Here is a 19,963-nt window from a genome sequence, read left to right as displayed (position 1 = left end):
GTCGCCGAGCGTCGACCCACCGGCGACCAGGGATCTCGCGGCGCGGTCTCACGCGGGAGACGTCGAGGTCGCCGCGGCCCTCGGCGCGGAGGTGGTCGGGCTCGAGGTGACGCTCGTCGGCGCGGGCGCGGCGGCCGCCGAGGCCGGACTGGAGCTCGGCGCGGCCGGCGCGGTGGTCGGCGCGGCCGTGGGCGTCGCGCTGGGCGTCGGTGACGAACTCGGCGATGAGCTGGGCGGCGGGCTCGGTGACGAACTGGGCGGCGCGCTGAGAGCCGCCGACGTCGGGGCCGGGGTGGTGGCGGGGATGCCGGTGACCACCACCGTGGTCAGCGTCCGCACGGTACAGCCGGCCGGGGTCGTGGTGAGGGTGACCGTGACCGAGCCGCCGGTGATCGGCGCGAGGCCCAGGCGTGCCAGCGGTACGGAGCCCGTGGCGGGCCGGGCCGGCACGTTGGTGTCCGCCTGCGCGAGCAGGGCGCCGGCGCTGGACGCGCGGGCCTCGGCATGGATCGAGACGTTGCCGGTGGCGGTCGCGCTCGCGGCGGTGTAAGTGCCGGTGACCTCCAGGGTGGAACCGCTCGCGGTCGGGCTGACAGTGGCGGCCAGGCTGCCGGCGGTCACGGCGATGGTGGCGCAGGCGGCGCTGGTCGGGCTCGCGCTCGCGCTCGGGACGGCCGCGCCGGCGGCAAGGGTCACGACCGGGACCGGGGCCACGGCCGGGGACGGCGCACCGCTGGAGCCGGCCGCCGGCGTGAGGGCGACGACCGGGATCGGCACCGTGGTCGGGCTGGTGCCGTCGTAGCCGGTCATCCACGCCAGCACCGCGCGCACGTAGGCGTCGGACGGGTTGTAGGAGAAGATGGCCGCCCGCAGCTGCGCCGGATTGGTGAGATCCCGGCCATGTGCGCACAGGTAGCCGCCGGCGGCGAGGGCCGCGTCATTGATGTTGCTCGGGTCCTTGCGGCCGTCGGAGCTGGCGTCGCGGCCGGAGGTCTTCCACGTGCTCGGGATGAACTGCATCGGGCCGACGGCGCGGTCGTAGACCTTGTCGTTGTCGAGCGCGCCGTCGTCGGTGTCGCGCAGCAGCGCGCGGCCGCCCTTCCCGTCCAGCGCGACGCCGACGATCGTCGGTGTGACGGTGCCGTCGGCGGTGATGGAGCGTCCGGTCGCGTTGTTCGACTCGACCCGGCCGATGCTGGCGAGCAGCTGCCAGCGCAGATGGCAGCCGGGCAGCTCGCTGGCCATCATGGTGACGGCTCGCTGGTAGGCGGCGAGGATCCTGTCAGGGATCTGCGTGTTGGCGCCGGCGAGGCGGACCAGCGCGCCGTCGCCGTCGCCGTCGCCGGCGGCGGCCGCCGCCAGCGTGTCCGTGCCGACCTCGTCCCCGGGGCCGGGGCTCTCGGTGACGAGGACCGCCCCGTCGCCGCCGTCGTCACTGATCTCGCCGTCCGGCGTCAGCGGCGGCATGGGGTAGGTGTCGCCGCGTACGGGCTGGGTGCTGGGTGAGCTGGCCGCGGCCTCGTCATCACGGGGGCTGGCGGGCCCCCCACCGAGCATGAGCAGCAGTCCGACCGCGGGCACCGCGACGACGCGGGTGAGGCTGAGGGCGCGGCCGCGCCGCCGTCCGGCCGACCGCTTTGGCTTGCGGTGACGATGGCGTTGCGTGGGCCGCGCGGGCACCGCGGGAGTCGACGCCCCCGGAGTCGCCGACGCGGACGGCGCGGAACTCGGCGGCGCGGAAGGCGGCGATGGCGCGATCATGGCGCGACCACCGCGTCCGTCTGCCCGTCGCTCGTCGCCACGCCTGTCCGGTTCGCCACTTTCTCCCCGTCCCGGTCGTCCCCCCGGCCGCGGAACCCAGGCGCTCGACGGCTGGCCTCGACGGCCAGCCGCACCCACCGAGCCGTCCCGGCCGCCGCCGGCGGGCCCGTGGTGCCGCGTCAACCCGGCGAATGTACCGGACCTCCTTTGCCGGAAACGACCCCTAAACGCACGGAGGATGGAAACCGGATGAACTAGCGGCCGAGTCGGGCTACCGAGTCGGCGGCGTCCGGGCTCCTGGACGCCACGGCTACAGCCACCGCCACCGTCGGCGGTGGCTGGGCCGGCGGTGGCTAGTAGGCGCCTTCGCGCTTGAGGACGGCGAAGACGGTGCGCCAGAGGATGATCAGGTCCATGGCGAGCGACCAGTTCTCGACGTAGCGCAGGTCGAGCCGGACCGCTTCCTCCCAGTCGAGGTCGCTGCGGCCACTGATCTGCCACAGGCCGGTCAGGCCCGGCTTGACCATCAGCCGGCGGTGCACGTCGCGCTCGTACTGGGCGACCTCGCTCGGCAGCGGCGGGCGCGGGCCGACCAGCGACATGGTGCCGTTCAGGACGTTGAGCAGCTGCGGCAGCTCGTCGAGGGACCACTTGCGCAGGAAGCCGCCGACCCGGGTGATCCGCGGGTCCTTCTCCATCTTGAACAGCACGCCCTTGCCCTCGTTGCGGGCCTCGAGCTTCGCCTTGAGCGCCTCGGCGTTCACCACCATCGAGCGGAACTTGAACATCGTGAACTCTTTGCCGCCCTGGCCGACCCGGGTCTGCCGGAAGAACGCCGGGCCCTTGCTGGTCAGCCGGATCGCCAGCACCAACGCCACGAAGAGCGGCAGCAGGGCCAGCATGCCGGCCAGCGCGAGGCTCCGGTCGAGCATGCCCTTCATCAGCCGGCGAGCGCCGGAGAGCTCGGGCTCCTCGATGTGCAGCAGCGGCAGCCCGGCGACCGGACGCAGGTGGATGCGGGGCCCGGTGACGTCCGTGATCGCGGACGACACCATGACGTCGACGTCGGAGCCCTCCAGTGCCCACAGCGCCCGACGCAGCCGCTCGCCGTCGATCTGCGGGCTGATCGCGACGGCGGTCGCCCGGGTGCGCCGGATCGCCTCCTCCAGCGCCTCGGACGTCCCCACGATCGGCACGCCGGCCAGGTCGAAGCCGGCGCGGTCCGGCCGTTCGGAGCTGTGCAGGCCGGGCGCCCGGTCGAGACACACGCCGACGACGTTCCAGCCAGCGGTGGAGTCGCGCCGGGCGATCCGAACCAGCGAGGCGGCCGACTCGCCGGCGCCCACCACCAGCACCCGATGCTGGCACTGACCGGCCCGGCGCATCCGGTGCAGCCGCGCGCGGGCCACCGCTCGGCCGACGAGCGTCAGCAGCGTGGCCGTCGGGAAGGCCACCAACAGGTACGAGCGGGCGAACTCCGCCTTGGTCGCGTACGAGGCGACCGCGACCAGGGCGGTCAGCCGGATGGCCGCGTTCAGGACGCGGCGGAACTCCTCCGACCCGCCGCCGAGGAACCGGTACTCGTAGCCCCGGTTGAGCGCTACCGCGGCGATCCAGATGAGCGGCAGGCCAAGGGTGAAGAACAGGTAGGGCCGCGACGACGACGGCGCCTGGCTGAACGTGAAGATCCCGCCGAAGCGGATCAGGTAGGCGAGGCCGGTCCCGGCCAGGCAGGCGGCGAGGTCGGCGAACATCGCCGCCCGCGCGTAGTCGCGCTCCCACCTCAGCTGCGCTCGGTACGGCTCGCGCACCCCTTCGTACGGGGTGTTCGACAGGATCGCGAGCTCGGCGGCGCTGCGGGTGGTGGCGTTCGGATGGTTCCGTCGCTCCGGCGGCCGGCCCGCCAGGCGCGCCCGGAAGTTGCGCATCGAGACGCGCAGCGTCGCCTCGCCGTCGCCGTTGCCATTCCCGTCGCCGGGGTTGGCGTTCCCGGCCTGTCCGCGGGTCGTCGTCGCGGTCACCGGCGCGTCCTTCCTGGGCCGTCTACGCCTGCCCGCCAGCCAGCGGCGACCGACCGCGGGTCGGCGCGTGGGATGACCCGCTTCGCACCCATGCGCACCCCTCCGCCGAACCAGCCTGCGGGCAGCAGCCCACGCGCACCTCGCCGGGCAGTCCGTGGGCGGCCGACGTGACTCGCGTTGAAAATACCAACGTCTGACCCATCCCCGGCGTTGAGGCATCCTTCTCGGATTTCGGCGGGCGGCGGACAAATGGTCCACTTCCGGACATTGGGCGTCGGCCCGCGCCCGGCCGCCGCTGGGCGAGCGGGCGAGCGAGCGGGGCCGGCGGCTTCCCGCCGTGGGCATATGTGCCAGGCATCCCCGCCGAAAGACCGGGAGCCGCGCCGAGGCGCGGGCGGACACCGGGCCAGTCCCGTCCCGCCGGCCCGGAGCCGGACGACCTCCCGGGCAGTGGGCAGGACCACATCTGACGGGTGGCCCAGGGCCCCACCAATCGGCCGGCCTGGGCCCTGACCAGGCCAAACCCCGCGGATCGGTGGGGGAGGGTCAGTAGGCGCCCTCGCGCTTGAGGACGGCGAAGACGGTGCGCCAGAGGATCATGAGGTCCATGGCGAGCGACCAGTTCTCGACGTAGCGCAGGTCGAGCCGGACCGCCTCGTCCGTCGGCAGGTCGCTGCGGCCGCTCACCTGCCACAGGCCGGTCAGGCCCGGCTTGACCATCAGCCGGCGGTGCACGTCGCGCTCGTACTTCGCGACCTCCCGCGGCAGCGGCGGGCGCGGGCCGACCAGCGACATGCTGCCGTTCAGGACGTTGAGCAACTGCGGCAGCTCGTCGAGGGACCACTTGCGCAGGAACCTGCCGATCCAGGTGATCCGCGGGTCGTCCTTGGACTTGTACATGTAGTCGTCCTCGCGGTCGTTGAGGGTGAGGACCTCGGCGAGCCGCGCCTCCGCGTCGACGAACATCGAGCGGAACTTGAACATCGTGAACTGCTGGCCGAGCCGGCCGACCCGGGTCTGCTTGAAGACCGCCGGGCCCCTGCTGGTGAGCCGGACGGCCAGGGCGAGCCCGAGCAGGAGCGGCGAGAGCAGCGTCAGCGACACGAACGCCACCCCGCGGTCGAGCAGCGCCTTCATCAGCCGRCGGGCACCGGTGAGCTCGGGCTCCTCGATATGAAGAAGTGGCAGACCCGCGACCGGACGCAGGTGGATCCGGGGGCCCGTCACGTCGGTCACCGCGGAGGACACCAGCACGTCGACGTTGGAGCCCTCCAGTGCCCACAGCGCCCGGCGCAGCCGCTCGCCGTCGATCTGCGGGCTGATCGCGACCATGGTCGCGTCGGTGACCCGGATCGCGTCCTCCAGCGCGTCCGACGTCCCGACGATCGGGATACCGAACAGGTCGAAGCCCGCTCGCTCCATCCGGTCGTGGCTGTGGCGGCCGGGCGCTCGGTCCAGGCAGATGCCGACGACCGACCAGCCGGCGCTCGGGTCGCGGCGAGCCAGCCGCACCAGCGACGCCGCGGACTCCCCGGCGCCGACGACGAGCACCCGGTGCTGGCAGCGGCCCGCCCGGCGCATCCGGTGCAGCAGCGAGCGAGCGGTGGCCCGGCCCGCGAGCGTGAGGACCGTGGCCACCGGGAAGACGATCAGCAGGTAGGCCCGGGCGACCTCGGCCTTGGTCGCGTACGAGCCGACCGCCACCAGCGCGATCAACCGCACGGCGGCGTTGACGACCCGGCGGAACTCCTCGGACCCGCCACCGAGGAAGCGGTCCTCGTAGGCCCGGTTCAACGACATCGCGGCGAGCCACGCGATCGGGAACACCACGCTGATGATCAGGTACGGCATCGGCGACGGCGGCATCAGGTCGAAGTCGACGATGCCGCCGAACCGCAGGACATAGGCGAGCGCCGCCGCGAACGCCCCCGCCGCCAGGTCCGCGCCGATCACCAGCCGGGTGTACTTGCCCTCCCACGCGATCTTGGCGCGGTATGGCTGGCGCCCGACGGGCTTCTCCAGCCCGCCCTGCGCGTCGTCGGCCGGCGTCTCCGCAGGCGCCGTCTCCCTGGGAGAGGGGACGGAGACGCCCGGTGCTGCCGCCGGTGCCGCCGCCGGTGCTGGCGCCGCGGTGAGTCCGAGGCTCTCGAGGCCGCCGGGTGGCAGCGGGAGCAGCGTCGGCCCGGTGACCGCGCCGAACGGGGTGCTCTCGACGCCTTCCGCCGAGGAGTCCGCCGCGGCGTGGTCCGTCCCGGCCCCGCCGGGCGCCAGGACCTTGTCGGTGACGTCGTTCCCGGCGACGGCGTTCTCGGGAGCGGCGTTCCCGACGCCGCCGACGCCGCCCCTGACGAAGAGGCCTCCGGTGACGATGCGCTGGGTGACGTCCGCGTCGGCCTCGGCGGGGCTGGCCGCGGCGGCGCCGGGTGTGACCGGGCTGGGCATGACCGGGTTGGGCATGGCGAGGCTGGGTGTCGCCGGCCCGCTCGCGGGCGGGCCGGCGGAGCGCGCGCCGCGGGAACCAGTGACGCGTGGACCGGCCGGGCGCGGCGAGATCCGCTGCCTCGGGACCCGAACCGTCGTCTCCGGGTCGGTGCCGGTGGCCTCGGTGATGTCGTTGTCTACGGCGTTCTCGTCCATGGCGCTGGGCTCCGCGGGACTCCGGTCGGCGGCGTTGACCGCTGCGACGGCGATCGACGCGACGGCGTTCGACGCGGCGGGCTCCACGGCCGCGCGGTGGTCCGCGCCGCTGGCGTGCAGGGTGCCGGACCCGCCGGGTGACGGGCCAGAGCCGTCCTGACGCGGTTCGTCCGCCCTGGGGGCGGCGTGCTCCGTGTGGACGTGCTCCGTGTCAGGGCCACCCGGGTCAGGATGCTCCGTGTCCGGGGTTTCTGTGCGCAGACTCGCGGTGGCCGGGGCCGTTGTCCTCGGGCGAGCTGTGTCCCCGCGCGGTACGCGCGGTTGCTCCGCGCCCGGGGGCTCTGTCCGAACATGTGTGCCTATACCGTCGATCGTCTCCGTCACCGGTGGCCCCCGCCCCTACGTCCCCCGACGTTTCGGCCCGTCCGGCCGACGGCGTCAGCCGTCGAGCGTGGCCACCCCCGGTCGCCCCGGGTGTGGGCCTTCGGCTGGACGATCGGAGAGCGATCGGACAGCTCTTGGCCTGCCTGCGGCCGATACAACGGGTCGGCCCGAAGTCTAACGGCACGTCATAGTGTCTTTGGTCTTCTTGCGAGTAATCCACGGCACCGGGCGGGCTGCTCTACGTGGGTCCCTTGGTCTTGAAGTGGTCCATCTGAACGCTTGTGGGTGTGCCGTAGTGGTGTTACGCACGCTCCATGCGGATTCGATCGCGCAGTGTGACTCGGATGGCCATAAATGTCAACGATGTTAATTCGATGGAATCGTGACCATCGTCATATGTCGGGAAGGCGACGCCCCGACCAGGGTGTTTGCCGAGACCAGGTCGGGTCGGGGTGCCTCCGACCGGCCGCCACCGCGTTCCGCCGGCCGCCCGCCCGGCCGTGACCGAACTGGTTAGGCGACCTGCCGGCCTCGGACTGGCGAGCTATGTCGGAAAAGGTGCGATATGGATTTCCGACGTGTTTCGGAGCGGCATCAGATGTTCTTGGTGAACACCAGCCGGAGGCCGATCAGCGTGAGGTGTGGTTCGTGTACCTGGAGGGTCTCGCTCTCCTTGATGACGAGCGGAGCGAGGCCACCGGTCGCGATGGCGGTCRCCTCCGTGCCCAGCTCGGCGCGGATGCGCCGCACCAGGCCGTCCACCTGCCCGGCCGCTCCGTAGATCATGCCGGACTGCAGGGCCTCGACCGTCCCCTTGCCGATCACCGAGCGGGGCGGCACCAGCTCGACCTTGCGCAGCTGGGCGGCCCGGGAGGCGAGCGCGTCCAGCGCGATCTCGATGCCCGGGGCAAGCGCGCCGCCGAGGAACTCCCCGCGCGCGGACACCACGTCGATGTTGGTCGACGTGCCGAAGTCGACCACGATCGTCGGCCCGCCGTACAGGTGGTGCGCGGCCAGCGTGTTCATGATCCGGTCGGCGCCCGCCTCCTTGGGGTTGTCGATGAGGATCGGCACTCCCGTACGGGTCCCGGGTTCGACCACCACCACCGGCACGTGCCGGAAGATCCGCGCCGTCATCCGGCGGATCTCCCGCAGCGCCGCCGGCACCGTCGAACACACCGACACGCCGTCGATCTCGAAGTCGCCGAGCAGCCCGCGGTAGATCAGGGTCAGCTCGTCCGCCGTCGCGTTCGGCTGGGTGYGCACCCGCCACGAGTCGGCCAACGTCTCACCGTCGAACACGCCGAGGACGGTGTTGGTGTTGCCGATGTCGATCGTCAGCAGCATGGGTGGGACTGTTTCCTACTCGTCGCCGGTGTCGAGGGTGAGGTCCAGGCCCAGGTCGAGCGCGGTGACCGAGTGGGTGAGGGCACCGACGGCGAGATAGTCGACGCCGGTGGCCGCCACCTCGGCGGCGACCGCGAGAGTAAGGCCGCCGCTGGCCTCCAGCCGGACACCGGCCGGCCTGGCCAGCGCCACCGCCGCCCGCAGCTCGTTGGTGCTCATGTTGTCGCACAGGATCAGGTCCGCGCCAGCCTCGACCGCCTCGGCGACCTGCTCGACGGTGTCGCACTCGACCTCGACCGGCAGATCCGGGAAGGCGCGGCGCACGGCGGCGAACGCGGCCGGCACCCCGCCGGCGGCGACCACGTGGTTGTCCTTGACCAGCGCCGCGTCCACCAGCGACATCCGGTGGTTCACACCGCCGCCGGCCCGCACCGCGTACTTCTCCAGCGCGCGCAGCCCCGGCAGGGTCTTGCGGGTGTCCCGCACGGCGGCCCCCGTCCCCGCGACCGCGTCGACCCAGGTCCTCGTCGCCGTCGCCACCCCGGACAGGTGGCACAGCAGGTTCAGCGCGGTGCGTTCGGCCGTGAGCAGGCCGCGCACCGGACCGCGCACCCGCAGCACCTCGCCCCCGGGCTCGACCCGGTCGCCGTCCGCCGCGGTCAGCGTGACCTCGACGCCCTCACCGACGACGGCCTCGAACACGGCCGCGGCCACGGGGAGTCCCGCCACCACGCCACGCGCGCGAGAGACGATTCGGCCGGTGGCCACCAGGTCCGCGGGCACGGTGGCGGCCGACGTGACGTCCACGCCCAGCCCGCTCGCGGCCGGCAGGTCCTCGGCGAGCGCCCGGGACAGCACGTCGGCGACGGCCGCGGGCTCGAGGCCCGCGGCGGTCAGGGCCGACGCGGACGCGCCCGACAGCCCGAGGGCGAGCCGGAGCGCCGCGCTGGGGGTGGTGGGGGCGTGGGTCGCGGCCGTGCTGGGGCTCACGGTGCCACCTCTCCTTCGGCTCCGTCGGCGGGGCTCGCCTCTCCGGCGAGGTTGCCAGCGCCGGCCGCAGCCGGCTCGAACGCGACGCCGAGCGCCCCGTCCGGGTCCAGCCGGACCAGCAGATGCCCGCGCCAGTCGTCGTCCGCGTCGGCGAAGTCCTCGCGCCAGTGCGAACCGCGGGTCTCCGTGCGTGCCGTCGCCGCGGCGACCAGCGCCGTCGCCACGGTCCGCAGGTTGCTCATCTCCCACGCGTCCGGGCCCGCGGTGACGGTCGAGCCGGTCACCCGCACGTCGCCGATGGCGGCGAGCGCCTTCGTGGCGGCCAGCAGGCTCGGCGCGGAACGCAGCACCCCGGCGCCGTCGGTCATCACCCGGGCGAGGTCGCCCCGCTCGGCGGGGTCCGCGAGCCCGGCGGAGCCGCGCTCGACCACCGCCAGCGCCGGCTCGCCCGGGGAGGGCAGCCCGCCGGCCAGGTCGTCGGCTATCCGCGCCGCGAAGACCAGGCCCTCGAGCAGGCTGTTCGACGCCAGCCGGTTCGCGCCGTGCACGCCCGTGCAGGCCACCTCGCCGCAGGCGTAGAGGCCGGGCACGCTGGTGCGGCCCCAGGTGTCGGTGCGCACCCCGCCACTGGCGTAGTGGGCCGCCGGCGCCACCGGGATCGGCTGGGTGACCGGGTCCACACCCTGGGCGCGGCACTGGGCGGTGATGGTCGGGAACCGGCGCAGGATCGTCTCCTCGCCGAGATGCCGGGCGTCCAGGTAGAGGTGGTCGACGCCCTGGGCGGCCATCACCCGCGACATCTGCTTCGCGACCACGTCCCGCGGCGCGAGGTCGGCCAGCGGGTGCACGCCGGGCATCACCCGCTCGCCGGCCGCGTCCACGAGGACGGCGCCCTCGCCGCGCATCGCCTCGCTCACCAGCGGCCGCTGGCCGACGGCGTGCGGCCCCGTGCCGGGAGCCCAGAACGCCGTGGGGTGGAACTGGACGAACTCCAGGTCGGTGACCACCGCGCCCGCGCGCAGCGCGAGCGCCACCCCGTCGCCGGTGGAGACCGGCGGGTTCGTCGTCGACGCGAAGATCTGGCCCATGCCGCCGGTCGCGAGGATCACCGCGTGCGCGATGACGGCTCCGACCCCGTCGCGGCTACCCTCGCCCAGGACGTGCAGGGTCGCGCCGGCGGCCCGGCCGTCCGCGTCGGTGAGCAGGTCGAGGACGAGGGCGTGCTCGATGACCTCGACGGCCTCGTCGGCGCGCAGCGCCGCGATCAGCGCGCGCTCCACCTCCAGCCCGGTGGCGTCACCGCCCGCGTGCACGATCCGGTCGCGCAGGTGGCCACCCTCCCGCGTGAGCGAGAGCTCGCCGGTGGACGTGCGGTCGAACTGGGCGCCGAGCGCGGCCAGCTCGCGGACCCTGGCCGGGCCCTCGTCGACCAGCACCCGCACCGCCGCCGGGTCGCACAGGCCGACGCCCGCGACCAGCGTGTCGCGCAGGTGGTCGTCGGGCGAGTCCTCGGCGGCGAGGGCGGCGGCGATCCCGCCCTGCGCCCAGCGGGTGGAGCCCATGTCCAGCAGGGCCTTGGTGACCAGCAGCACCCGGCTGGCCGGCAGCGCCGCGCGCACCCTCAGCACCGCGGACAGGCCCGCCACACCCGAGCCGATCACCACCACGTCGGCGTGCCTGGTCCAGCCGGCCCGCGGCGCGCCGAGCCGCGCGGGCAGCACCGGCAGCGGGGGCAGGCCGGCCGGTGACGCCAGGGACAAGGGCCGCCGGGTGCGCGAAGGAGAAACATTTTCGCGCACCCTTTGGCCCGCCTGGGTGTGCGGCGCCGACGCCGCGGGCGAACGGGTGCTGGTCATGGTCAGGCCTCTGGTTCGGCGGCGGGTGGGAGGGTGAGCTCGACGTTGTCGATCAGGCGGGTGGCGCCCACCCTGGCCGCCACGAGCAGCAGGGCGGGCCCGGTCGTGGCCTGGCCGAGGTCGTCGGGACTGGCGAGGACGAGGTAGTCGACCTCGATGCCTGGCTCGGCCGCGAGCACCGCGCGCGCGGCGGCGACGACCGCGTCCGGGCCGGCGGCGGCGGCCGCGAGGCCGGCCGCCAGCGCCCGGGAGAGCGCGAGCGCCGAGGACCGCTGGGCGGTGGTCAGGTAGGCGTTGCGGCTGGACAGCGCGAGCCCGTCCGGCTCGCGGACGGTCGGCACGCCGACGATCCGCACTCCGAAGGCCAGGTCCGCTGCCATCCGGCGGATGCAGACCAGCTGCTGGGCGTCCTTGCGGCCGAAGAACGCCAGGTCCGGCCGGACGAGGTGCAGCAGCGTCGCGACGACCGTGAGGACGCCGTCGAAGTGCCCCGGCCGGCTCGCCCCCTCCAGCATGTCGCCGAGCGGCCCGGCACCCACGGTCACCAGCGGTGCCGGGTCGTGCACCACCGACGGCGCGAACACGACGTCCACACCCTCCCGGGCGCACACCTCGAGGTCGGCCGCCAGGGTGCGCGGGTAACGGTCGAGGTCCTCGTGCGGCCCGAACTGCAGCGGGTTGACGAAGATCGTGACGACGACCTGCTCGGCCTCCCGGCGGGCCGCGCGGATGAGGGTGGCATGCCCCTCGTGCAGCGCGCCCATGGTCATCACCACCGCCCGGCGCCCGGCCGGCGGGGCGAGCAGCGCGGCCAGCTCCGCGCGGGTGCTGGCGAGGGCGGGCCGAGTCCTTGCGTCGGGATCGGCGAGCGGGGTACGGGGCATCTGGCCGTTCCAGTCCTCGAGTGCGGTACCGGACGTCGCGGACGACTGTAACCCCTGCGCAACCCCCATGGGGGTCCGCTGTGACCCACGCAGGAAGGGGCCAGGCCGGTGAGGTGGCGTCGTGTCCCGCCTTGATGTCGCTCGGACTTCGCGGTCGGCGGCTGCGGCGTCGCGTCGTCTACGTACGGTGACAAAGTGCGTACGGCCGAGCGGGCCGGTGACTGCTCTATCCAGCCGGCCGGATAGATGGCCCGGGGCGTGYCGTAAGCAGTCCAGCGTCGCCGTCGCCGGGCGCCCGTACCCGAGTGGAAATCGGGTCAGCTCACCGAGCCTATGGGCTCGGCCATGTAACACACCTCCGGGGCGCTGTCGTGAGGTGTGTCAGCTCACCGAGCCCATGGGCTCGGTGAGCTGACACGGTTCGGGTGATGGTGGAGCTGGAGGCGGTGTCGGGGCAGGGGATGCGGCCGCGGATCGAGCAGGCGAGGCCGACATGCTGTTCACCCGCTCCGCTCCGAAGGCTTGATCAGGAGCCAGGTGGCGCGGATCTCGCGCGCGGGACACAGCTGTGCCCACCCTGCCGCGGGGGACGGCAGGGCGGGCACAGGATCGGTGTGGCTAGCCAAGTGTGGCTAGCTGGGCGCGGTTAGCTGGTGTGCGAGTGGGCTCGGAGGCTCCTTGGCTGCTGGGTGGGGAGAACCGTCGCGGGGGTCTCGCCCGCGTCGGGGCCGGCCGCGGGGGTGGAGCCGGCCTTGGGGCGCCAGACGCGGTCGCCGAGCAGGGTGAGCATGGCGGGCATCAGCAGGACCCGGATGACGGTCGCGTCGATGAGGATCGCCGAGCCGAGGCCGATGCCCAGCTGCTTCATGCTGACCTGGGACAGCGTCGCGAAGATCGAGAAGACCGCGACCATGATGACCGCCGCGCTGGTGACCACGCCGGCGCTGCGGCGCAGGCCGGCGAGCGCCGCCGACCGCATGTCCAGCCCCGCCTCGCGGGCCTCGCGGACCCGGGAGAGCAGGAACACCTGGTAGTCCATCGACAGGCCGAACAGGATCACGAACAGCATCAGCGGCATCCAGTTGGCGATGCTGCCGGTGGCCGTGAAGTTCAGCAGGCTGTCCGCCCAGTGGTGCTGGAAGATCAGCACCAGCAGGCCGTAGGCCGCGCCGACGGAGAGCAGGTTCAGGCCCACCGCGAGGGCCGCGACCGTGGCGCTGCGGAACGCCGTCAGCAGCAGCCCGAAGGCCAGCAGCAGCACGAACCCGATCACCAGCGGGGTACGCCCGCCGAGCTGGTCGTTGAAGTCCAGCGAGCCGGCGGCCAGGCCGCTGACGTCGGCGCGCGCGCCGGGGATCTTCTCGATCGTCGAGGGCACCAGGTCGTCGCGCAGCGTGTGGACCGCGTCCATCGACGCGTCGTCGGTGCCGCCGCCGGCGATCGGCATGAGCACGCGGGCGACGGTCTTGTCGGCGCTGATGTCGACGACGACGGGCTCGAAGCCGACCTTGGCCGCGACGGCCTTGGACCGCAGGTCGTCGATCGCGGCGGTGACGGGCGCCGAGGTGACGTCGGGTGCGGACACCACGATCACCGCGGGCGTGGGCCCGCCGGGGAAGGCGGCGGTCAGCCGCTGGTAGGTCTTCATGACCGGGATGTCCTTGGGCAGGTCGTCGAGCCCCTGCTCGGCGGTGTGCATGCCCAGCGTCGGGAGGGCGAGCAGGATCAGCAGGCCGCCGGTCACGGTCGCGACGATGCCGGGGTGGCGCATCAGCCGGTCGAGCAGGCGGACCCGGCCGTTCTTCCCGGCCGCCTCGAGGAGCGCGGCCCGCTCGGCCCGCTCCACGCGCTCGGCGTGCTCGGCGGCGACGGCCGCGCCGAGGACCTCGGTCATGGCCGCGTCCGCGATCTCGCCGGCCTGGCGCTTCGAGTGCCGCGCGGTGCGGCGCGCCGCCCGCCGGGCCCGCCGGGAGCGGGGCGCGTCCGGCGCCGCCGGGCGCTTCCACGGCAGCCGGCCGAGCTCGACCCGGTCACCGAGCAGGGACAGCAGCGCGGGCAGCACGGTGACCGAGCCGAGCAGCGCGACCAGGACGACGATCATCGTGCCGACCGCGATCCCGGTGAAGACGCTCATCCCGGTGATCATCAGGCCGGCCAGCGACACGGCGACGGTCAGGCCGGAGACCAGCACGGTGTGGCCGGAGGTCTCGGACGCGATCGCCAGCGCCCGCTCGGGGCCGTGGCCCTTGGCGCGCTCCTCGCGCTCGCGGCGGATGTAGAACAGCGCGTAGTCGACGCCGACGGCGAGGCCGATCAGCAGCATGACCGATGTCGCGATCTCGTTGGTCGGCATCAGGTGGCTGACGAACGCGACGACGCCGAGCGTGCCGATGAACGCGGTCATCGCCAGCGCCACCGGGATCAGCGCGGCGATCAGCGCGCCGAACACGATCAGCAGGATGGCGATGGTCACCGGGATCGCGGACCACTCGGCCCGCTGGAAGTCGTTGCCCATCGTCTCGTCGAGGGCCTTGTCGGCGCTCGCCTGGCCGAACTGCTCGACCGTGAGCCCGCTGTGGGCGGCGGCGACCGAGGCGACGGTGTCCATGACCGGCTCGATCCGGTCGGCCGCGGTGTCGGGGTCCCCGGTGAGCTCGAAGGTCACCAGCACGGACCGGCCGTCCGCGGAGACCAGACCGCTGTCCTCGGTGGCACCCTGCGCGGGGATCGGGGCGCGCACGTCGGTCACCTCACCGGTGGCCGCGATCCGCGCGATGACATCGGCGACCGTCGCGCGGACCTGCGGGTCGGCCAGCTGGCCGCCGGCCGGCGCGGTAGGAAGCTGGATGAGGACGTTCTCGCTGTCGCGGTCGACGAAGCCGGCGTCGCGCAGCGTCTGCTCCGCGCGGCCGCTCTCGCCGAGGCTCATGTCCTCGTCCTTGAGGGTCTTCGTGCCGATCATGTTGCCAATCATGATCACGGCGACGACGGCGAGCAGCCAGCCGGCGACGGCGAACTTGCGGTGCCGCACGCTCCAGCGCGCGGCCCTGGCGGCGAGGTGGTTGGCGTGACCGTCGGCGGTGACGCGGCCCGCGTTGCCGTTCGGCCGGCGGGCGGCCCCGGCGGCGGAGCGCGCCGGGGCCTGGGCGGAGTGATCGGCCCGATGGCCGTCGGGGTGGTGGGGAGCGCGACTGGGCATGGGTCAACGGTCCCGGAACGGGCGGGCAAGGTCACTGGAGTGAACCGCCGGCCCTGGGGTCAGGCCAGCCTGTGGGCCATGGTGGGTCACCACCGCCGGCCGGGGTGGGGCCAGCCCCACCCTGACGCGGTGCGGCGCGGGTGCCGCCGTCCTTTGCCGGGCCCGTGACCAGGACTTCCACCCGTGCCCGCGGCGTTCCCGCGGCAGGCGCGAAAACTGGCGTCCGCGGGGCACGCCGGCCGTCATCCGCTGGCGCCAGGCGTCCCGGGTGGATGTCGGAACGCCGACAGGCGGCCGACGGTCTCGTCTCCGTAACGGCCGAGCCGCGCGGGTCGATCCCTGCGAAGATCGACCCTTGTGGAGGCTGCCGAGTAGTCGCCGAGCAAAGCTCCTGTCCGGCAATGCACGGGCCGGGCCTAAAGTGCCTCTCCGGCGGCGATAAACCAGGCCCGGAGCCGGTGGGGCGGTGAACGCGACTGGTCCGACGGTAGGTACAGTTACGTAAGGTACAATTTCTGTACTTGTCAGGTGGGGGTGCCTGGGAATCCGTGACAAAAACCGCGACTGTCTTCCGCTGGAACGACTTCCCGCGGCGCGACCGCCTCTGGCTCGGCATCGAGAGCACATTCGCGGTCGCGACCGGCCCGGCCGAGATGCCGTCGGTCGAGGCCGCCCGAACCGTGATCCGGCAACTCGCGACGATCGACCCGTCCAGCCGGTTCACGCGTCGCATCGATGCCGCCAGGGGGGCCCGTGTTCCTGTTCCGCTCAGGCAGCGCGAACGGTTCCTGTCGGCCGTCGTCGTCGACCTCGACGACAGCCCGGCCGCCATTGGCGAGCCCGTCGAGGATTCCGGCCCACTGCTGGCCCGTCTGGCCGAGCTCTGCGAGGAGGGTCTCGGTGACCTTCCGTTCCGGATCTTCGTCGGCCAGCGCTGCTCGTTCCTCATGTTCTCCCACCTCCTCGGCGACTACACCTGCCTGAAGTTCTGGGCCGGCGTGCTGCGCCACGCGCTGGAGGGCAGCCGTCCGACCGACCTGGTGGGTGGCGGGACGCGGTACCCGCTACCCCGTGCCCTGCGTGAGACCTACGGCCGCCGGCCGGCCCTGCTCAGGGATCTCGCGGCGTCGATGCGTGAACGGCACGAGGTCCCCGCCGGCCGGCTTGGTTTCCTGGGTGGCGAGCTCCCGGGTGGCAAGCAGCTCGAGCTCGGCGAGTTCCCGGGTGGCGAGCAGCTCGAGCTCGGTAAGCGGCTGCCAGCCCAGGCCGCGGCGGGGCCGCGCCCGGCGGCGGGCGGCGTGGGCAGGCTGCTCCAGCGTTCCCGGCCGGGTTACCTGGCCACGCTGCGCGCGTGGCGGGACCTGCACGCCCCTGGCGTGTCCGTGAACAGCGTGCTGTTCGCGGCGACCATGGCCGCGATGGACGCGGCTGGGCTCGGCAGCGCCGACGACGGCATCCACCTGCCCTGCGACCTGCGGCGCTATCTGCGGGTCGGCGCTCCGACGTTCGGCAACTTCGTGGAACGCCTGACCATCTGGCCGGACGATCCGACGTCACCGGAGTCGTTCGGAGCGGAGCTACGCCGGGCGACCGAGCTGGGCCAGCCGCTGGCCAGGCAGGCCTTCCAGATCGCGAAGTCCTGGCTGCCTCGACCGCGCCCCCAGGCCGCCGCGCCGCCGGCCGCACCCGACGTGCGGCCGTGGCTGGTCAGCTGGGGCCGGGAGCCCGAGCTGGAACGTCTGCGGTGGCTCGCCCCGCCGGAGGAGCGCTTCTTCGCCAACGCGCGCTCCGGGGGCAAGGACGAAGGCATCTCCTTCATCTACCTGGAACTCGCGGGCGTGCTGCACGTGCGGGCGCAGTTCGACGAGCGCCGCTACGACCCGGTGCTGGTGAACGAGGCGTTGAACCTCCTGTGCACCGACCCGATCAAGGTGCTGAACGGCCAATCCGGCCAGCGGGCCTGACCGGGTCGGTGACGGTCCTTCGCCCAGGAGGACGACGGCTGGCTCAGGACGTCGACAGGTAGTCGTCGAACGAGATGCCGGTGAGGCGCTCGTACGCCTCGACGTAGCGCGCCCTCGTCGACACGACGACGTCGGCCGGCAGCTCGGGGGCCGGAGTGTCACGGTCCCAGCCTGAGTTGACCAGGTAGTCCCGGATGAACTGCTTGTCGAACGACGGCTGGGCCCCGCCCGGCGACCACAGGTCCGCCGGCCAGAAGCGGGACGAGTCCGGGGTGAGCACCTCGTCGCCGAGCCGCAGCACGCCGGCCGAGTCGTGGCCGAACTCGAACTTCGTGTCGGCGAGCAGGATCCCGCGCTCCGCGGCGAGGTCGCTCGCCCGGCCGAAGATCTGCAGGGTGAGCTTCTCCAGCTCGGTGGCGAGCTCGCCACCGACCCGGTCCGCCGCGTCGGCCCGGCTGATGTTCTCGTCGTGCTCGCCGATGGGCGCCTTCGTCGACGGGGTGTAGATCGGGTGCGGCAGCTTCGAGCCGTCGACGAGGCCCTCGGGCAGCGGGTGGCCGCTGACGGCGCCGGTGCGCTGGTAGTCCTTGAGCCCGCTGCCGGTCAGGTAGCCGCGAGCGACACATTCGATCATGGCCATGTCCAGCCGATGGCACAGCATCGACCGGCCGCGCAGCTGCTCCCGGTAGGGAGTGAGCTCGGCCGGGTACTCGTCGACGTTCGAGCTGATGACGTGCGACGGAACGAGATCGGCGAGCTGGTCGAACCACCACAGCGTCAGGCCAGTCAGCACCGCGCCCTTGTCGGGGATCTCGGTCGGCAGGATGACGTCGAACGCGGAGATCCGGTCGCTCGCGACCAGCAGGACCGCGTCATCTCCCACGGCGAACAGCTCGCGGACCTTACCCGAGCCCAGGTGCGTCAGCCCGGCGAACTCCTCGTGCGTAAGCGGCATGATTTCTCCAGGTTCCTAGCTCAACGCCGTCAGCTCAGCGCCGCGAGTCGGTCAAAAACAGGTCCCAGCCGCTCGACATAGCGTTCGGGCCGGCTGACCTCGTCGAGACGGCTCTCGTCGAGGGGCAGGCCGCGATCGGCGGCATGCTTGCGCAGCGTCTCCCGGAACGGGACGCCGGTCTGCCAGGTCTCCATCGCGGCGGCCTGGGTGATGACGTAGGCGTCCTCCCGGGACAGGCCGGTCTCGACCAGTTCCAGCAGGACGGCGGAGGTGTAGACCAGCCCGCCGGTGGCGTCGAGGTTCCCGCGCATCCGGTCAACGTCGACGACCAGGCCGGTCACCAGCCGGGTCGTCAGGTTCAGCAGGTAGTCGGCGCCGGCGGCCGCGTCCGGCAGCGCGATCCGTTCCGTCGAGGAGTGCGAGATGTCCCGCTCGTGCCACAGCGGCACGCCCTCGAGGACGGGGACGTACTGGGCCCGCACGATCCGGGCGAGCCCCGCGATCCGTTCGGACATGATCGGGTTCTTCTTGTGGGGCATCGCGGACGAGCCCTTCTGGCCCTTGCCGAAGGGCTCGGACAGCTCGCGCACCTCGGTGCGCTGCCCGTGCCGGACCTCCAGCGCCACCGCCTCGCACAGTGTGGCGATACCGGCCAGCGCCGCCACCCAGCTCGCGATGCCGTCGCGCAGCACGACCTGGGTCGCGACCGGCGCGGGGGCCAGGCCCAGCCTCTCGGCGACGTGGCGCTCCACGTCCGGGTCGATGTTCGAGTACGTCCCCACCGCCCCGGAGATCTTGGCGATGGCGACGTCGGCGCGGGCGGCACGCAGCCGGTCGCGGCAGCGCGCGACGCCGAACGCCAGGTCCGCGACCCGGTGGCCGAAGACCGTCGGCTCGCCGTGGATGCCGTGGGTGCGCCCGACCCGCAGCGTGGACCGATGGGCGAGCCCCAGGTCGCGCAGCGCCGCGACCAGGGTGTCCGCCTTGGCGAGCAGGAGGTCGGTCGCCTCGACCAGCTGAAGCGCGAGCGCCGTGTCGAGCAGGTCGGACGACGTCATTCCGAAGTGGACGTAGGCGGCCGCCGAGCGCGGCTCGGTCTGGTCGGCCCAGGCGGTGAGAAACGCGATCACGTCGTGCTGGGTGACGGCCTCGATCTCGGCGACCGCCGCCGGCGTCGGTGCCGGCGCCGCGCGCACCGGCTCGACCGCGTCGGCGGGGATGCGCCCGGCGGCGGCGTGCGCCTCCATGGCGAGCACCTCGACCTTGCACCACAGCTCGTACTTGTACGCCTCCGACCAGACCCGGCCCATCTCGGGCAGGGTGTAACGCTCGATCATGCCGACACGCCGGCGGGCGCCGCGGCGGCCGCCGTCACGCGGGCGAGCCCGTCCGCCGCCGCGCGCTCGAAGTCGTCCTTGTAGGTGGCGAGCTTGCCGGCGAGCTCCTGGTCGGCCAGGGCCAGGATCTGGACGGCGAGCACGGCCGCGTTGGTGGCGTTGTTCAGGCCGACGGTGGCCACCGCGACGCCCGGCGGCATCTGGGCGATGGCGAGCATCGAGTCCATCCCGTCGAGCGCGCCCCCGGAGATCGGGACGCCGATCACCGGCAGCGTGGTGAGCGCGGCGACGGTGCCCGGCAGCGCGGCGGCGAGCCCGGCGCCGGCGATGACCACCTGGATGCCTCGGCCGCGCAGGCCCTCCACCCAGTCGGCCAGCGTGCGGGGCGCGCGATGGGCCGAGAGCACGGCCTCCTCGTGGGCGACGCCGAACCGCGCGAGGGTCGCGCCGGCCTTGCTCATCGTCTGCGCGTCCGACGCCGACCCGTACACAACCGCGACCCGCGGGCGGGCGGAGGGGGACTCGGGGGTGTTGTTGCTGCTCACTTCGCTCCTCGTCGTCGGGGAGGACTCCGGCTCTACCACCGGCAGGTGCTCCTGGGGCGCCCCTACTGCTCGGGGCGGTGACC

At 73.3% G+C, this 19,963-nt stretch carries 12 protein-coding genes; 1 reads left to right on the top strand and 11 read right to left on the bottom strand.

From position 1 onward, the window contains the following. Positions 1–48 precede the first annotated feature (48 nt). The 8 genes from BCD49_RS06880 to BCD49_RS40380 form a co-directional block, all read right to left on the bottom strand. The gene (locus BCD49_RS06880; protein WP_071041284.1) at positions 49–1,581 is read right to left on the bottom strand and encodes a lytic transglycosylase domain-containing protein; all 1,533 of its coding nucleotides are present in this window, start codon (positions 1,579–1,581) and stop codon (positions 49–51) included. Positions 1,582–2,114: 533 nt separating this feature from the next. Beyond that, positions 2,115–3,782, bottom strand: a complete 1,668-nt coding sequence (locus tag BCD49_RS06875) for an exopolysaccharide biosynthesis polyprenyl glycosylphosphotransferase (protein WP_007511079.1) — start codon at positions 3,780–3,782, stop codon at positions 2,115–2,117. Between the two features lie 546 nt (positions 3,783–4,328). Beyond that, positions 4,329–5,948 carry a sugar transferase gene (locus tag BCD49_RS40385; protein WP_425343335.1) on the bottom strand — a complete coding sequence of 540 codons (1,620 nt, stop codon included), beginning with the start codon at positions 5,946–5,948 and terminating at the stop codon, positions 4,329–4,331. A 1,449-nt stretch (positions 5,949–7,397) separates the two neighbouring features. Next, the gene (locus tag BCD49_RS06865; protein WP_071041283.1) at positions 7,398–8,150 is read right to left on the bottom strand and encodes a type III pantothenate kinase; all 753 of its coding nucleotides are present in this window, start codon (positions 8,148–8,150) and stop codon (positions 7,398–7,400) included. 15 nt (positions 8,151–8,165) lie between these two features. Next, positions 8,166–9,140 carry a carboxylating nicotinate-nucleotide diphosphorylase gene (gene nadC, locus BCD49_RS06860; RefSeq protein WP_007511073.1) on the bottom strand — a complete coding sequence of 325 codons (975 nt, stop codon included), beginning with the start codon at positions 9,138–9,140 and terminating at the stop codon, positions 8,166–8,168. Further along, on the bottom strand, positions 9,137–10,867 hold the full coding sequence (locus BCD49_RS06855; protein ID WP_035926763.1) for an L-aspartate oxidase: 1,731 nt from the start codon (positions 10,865–10,867) through the stop codon (positions 9,137–9,139). The genes nadC and BCD49_RS06855 overlap by 4 nt, the downstream gene beginning before the upstream one ends. Positions 10,868–10,998: 131 nt before the next feature. After that, a complete protein-coding gene (panC, locus tag BCD49_RS06850; protein ID WP_035924447.1) occupies positions 10,999–11,880 on the bottom strand; it encodes a pantoate--beta-alanine ligase in 882 nt (293 codons plus the stop codon). A gap of 646 nt (positions 11,881–12,526) precedes the next feature. After that, a complete protein-coding gene (locus tag BCD49_RS40380) occupies positions 12,527–15,079 on the bottom strand; it encodes an MMPL family transporter (protein WP_007511067.1) in 2,553 nt (850 codons plus the stop codon). A 548-nt stretch (positions 15,080–15,627) separates the two neighbouring features. On the opposite strand from BCD49_RS40380, the gene BCD49_RS06840 reads away from it, so the two are divergent. Further along, positions 15,628–17,043: a hypothetical protein gene (locus BCD49_RS06840; protein ID WP_007511065.1), complete on the top strand. Its 1,416-nt coding sequence runs from the start codon at positions 15,628–15,630 to the stop codon at positions 17,041–17,043. 43 nt (positions 17,044–17,086) lie between these two features. Here the strand turns inward: BCD49_RS06840 and BCD49_RS06835 are convergent, their stop codons facing one another. The 3 genes from BCD49_RS06835 to purE are packed head-to-tail and all read right to left on the bottom strand — an operon-like array spanning position 17,087 to position 19,880. Next, positions 17,087–17,998: a phosphoribosylaminoimidazolesuccinocarboxamide synthase gene (locus BCD49_RS06835; RefSeq protein ID WP_007511063.1), complete on the bottom strand. Its 912-nt coding sequence runs from the start codon at positions 17,996–17,998 to the stop codon at positions 17,087–17,089. Between the two features lie 29 nt (positions 17,999–18,027). Further along, positions 18,028–19,335 carry an adenylosuccinate lyase gene (purB, locus tag BCD49_RS06830; RefSeq protein WP_007511061.1) on the bottom strand — a complete coding sequence of 436 codons (1,308 nt, stop codon included), beginning with the start codon at positions 19,333–19,335 and terminating at the stop codon, positions 18,028–18,030. Beyond that, on the bottom strand, positions 19,332–19,880 hold the full coding sequence (purE, locus tag BCD49_RS06825; RefSeq protein WP_035924450.1) for a 5-(carboxyamino)imidazole ribonucleotide mutase: 549 nt from the start codon (positions 19,878–19,880) through the stop codon (positions 19,332–19,334). Before purE ends, purB begins: the two co-directional genes overlap by 4 nt. Positions 19,881–19,963 lie beyond the last annotated feature (83 nt).

The sequence above is a fragment of the Pseudofrankia sp. EUN1h genome (genome assembly GCF_001854645.1).
GTDB classification, from domain to species: domain Bacteria; phylum Actinomycetota; class Actinomycetes; order Frankiales; family Frankiaceae; genus Pseudofrankia; species Pseudofrankia saprophytica.
Note: the sequence above shows the minus strand (reverse complement) of the source record. Positions and strands in the feature narration are given on the sequence as shown.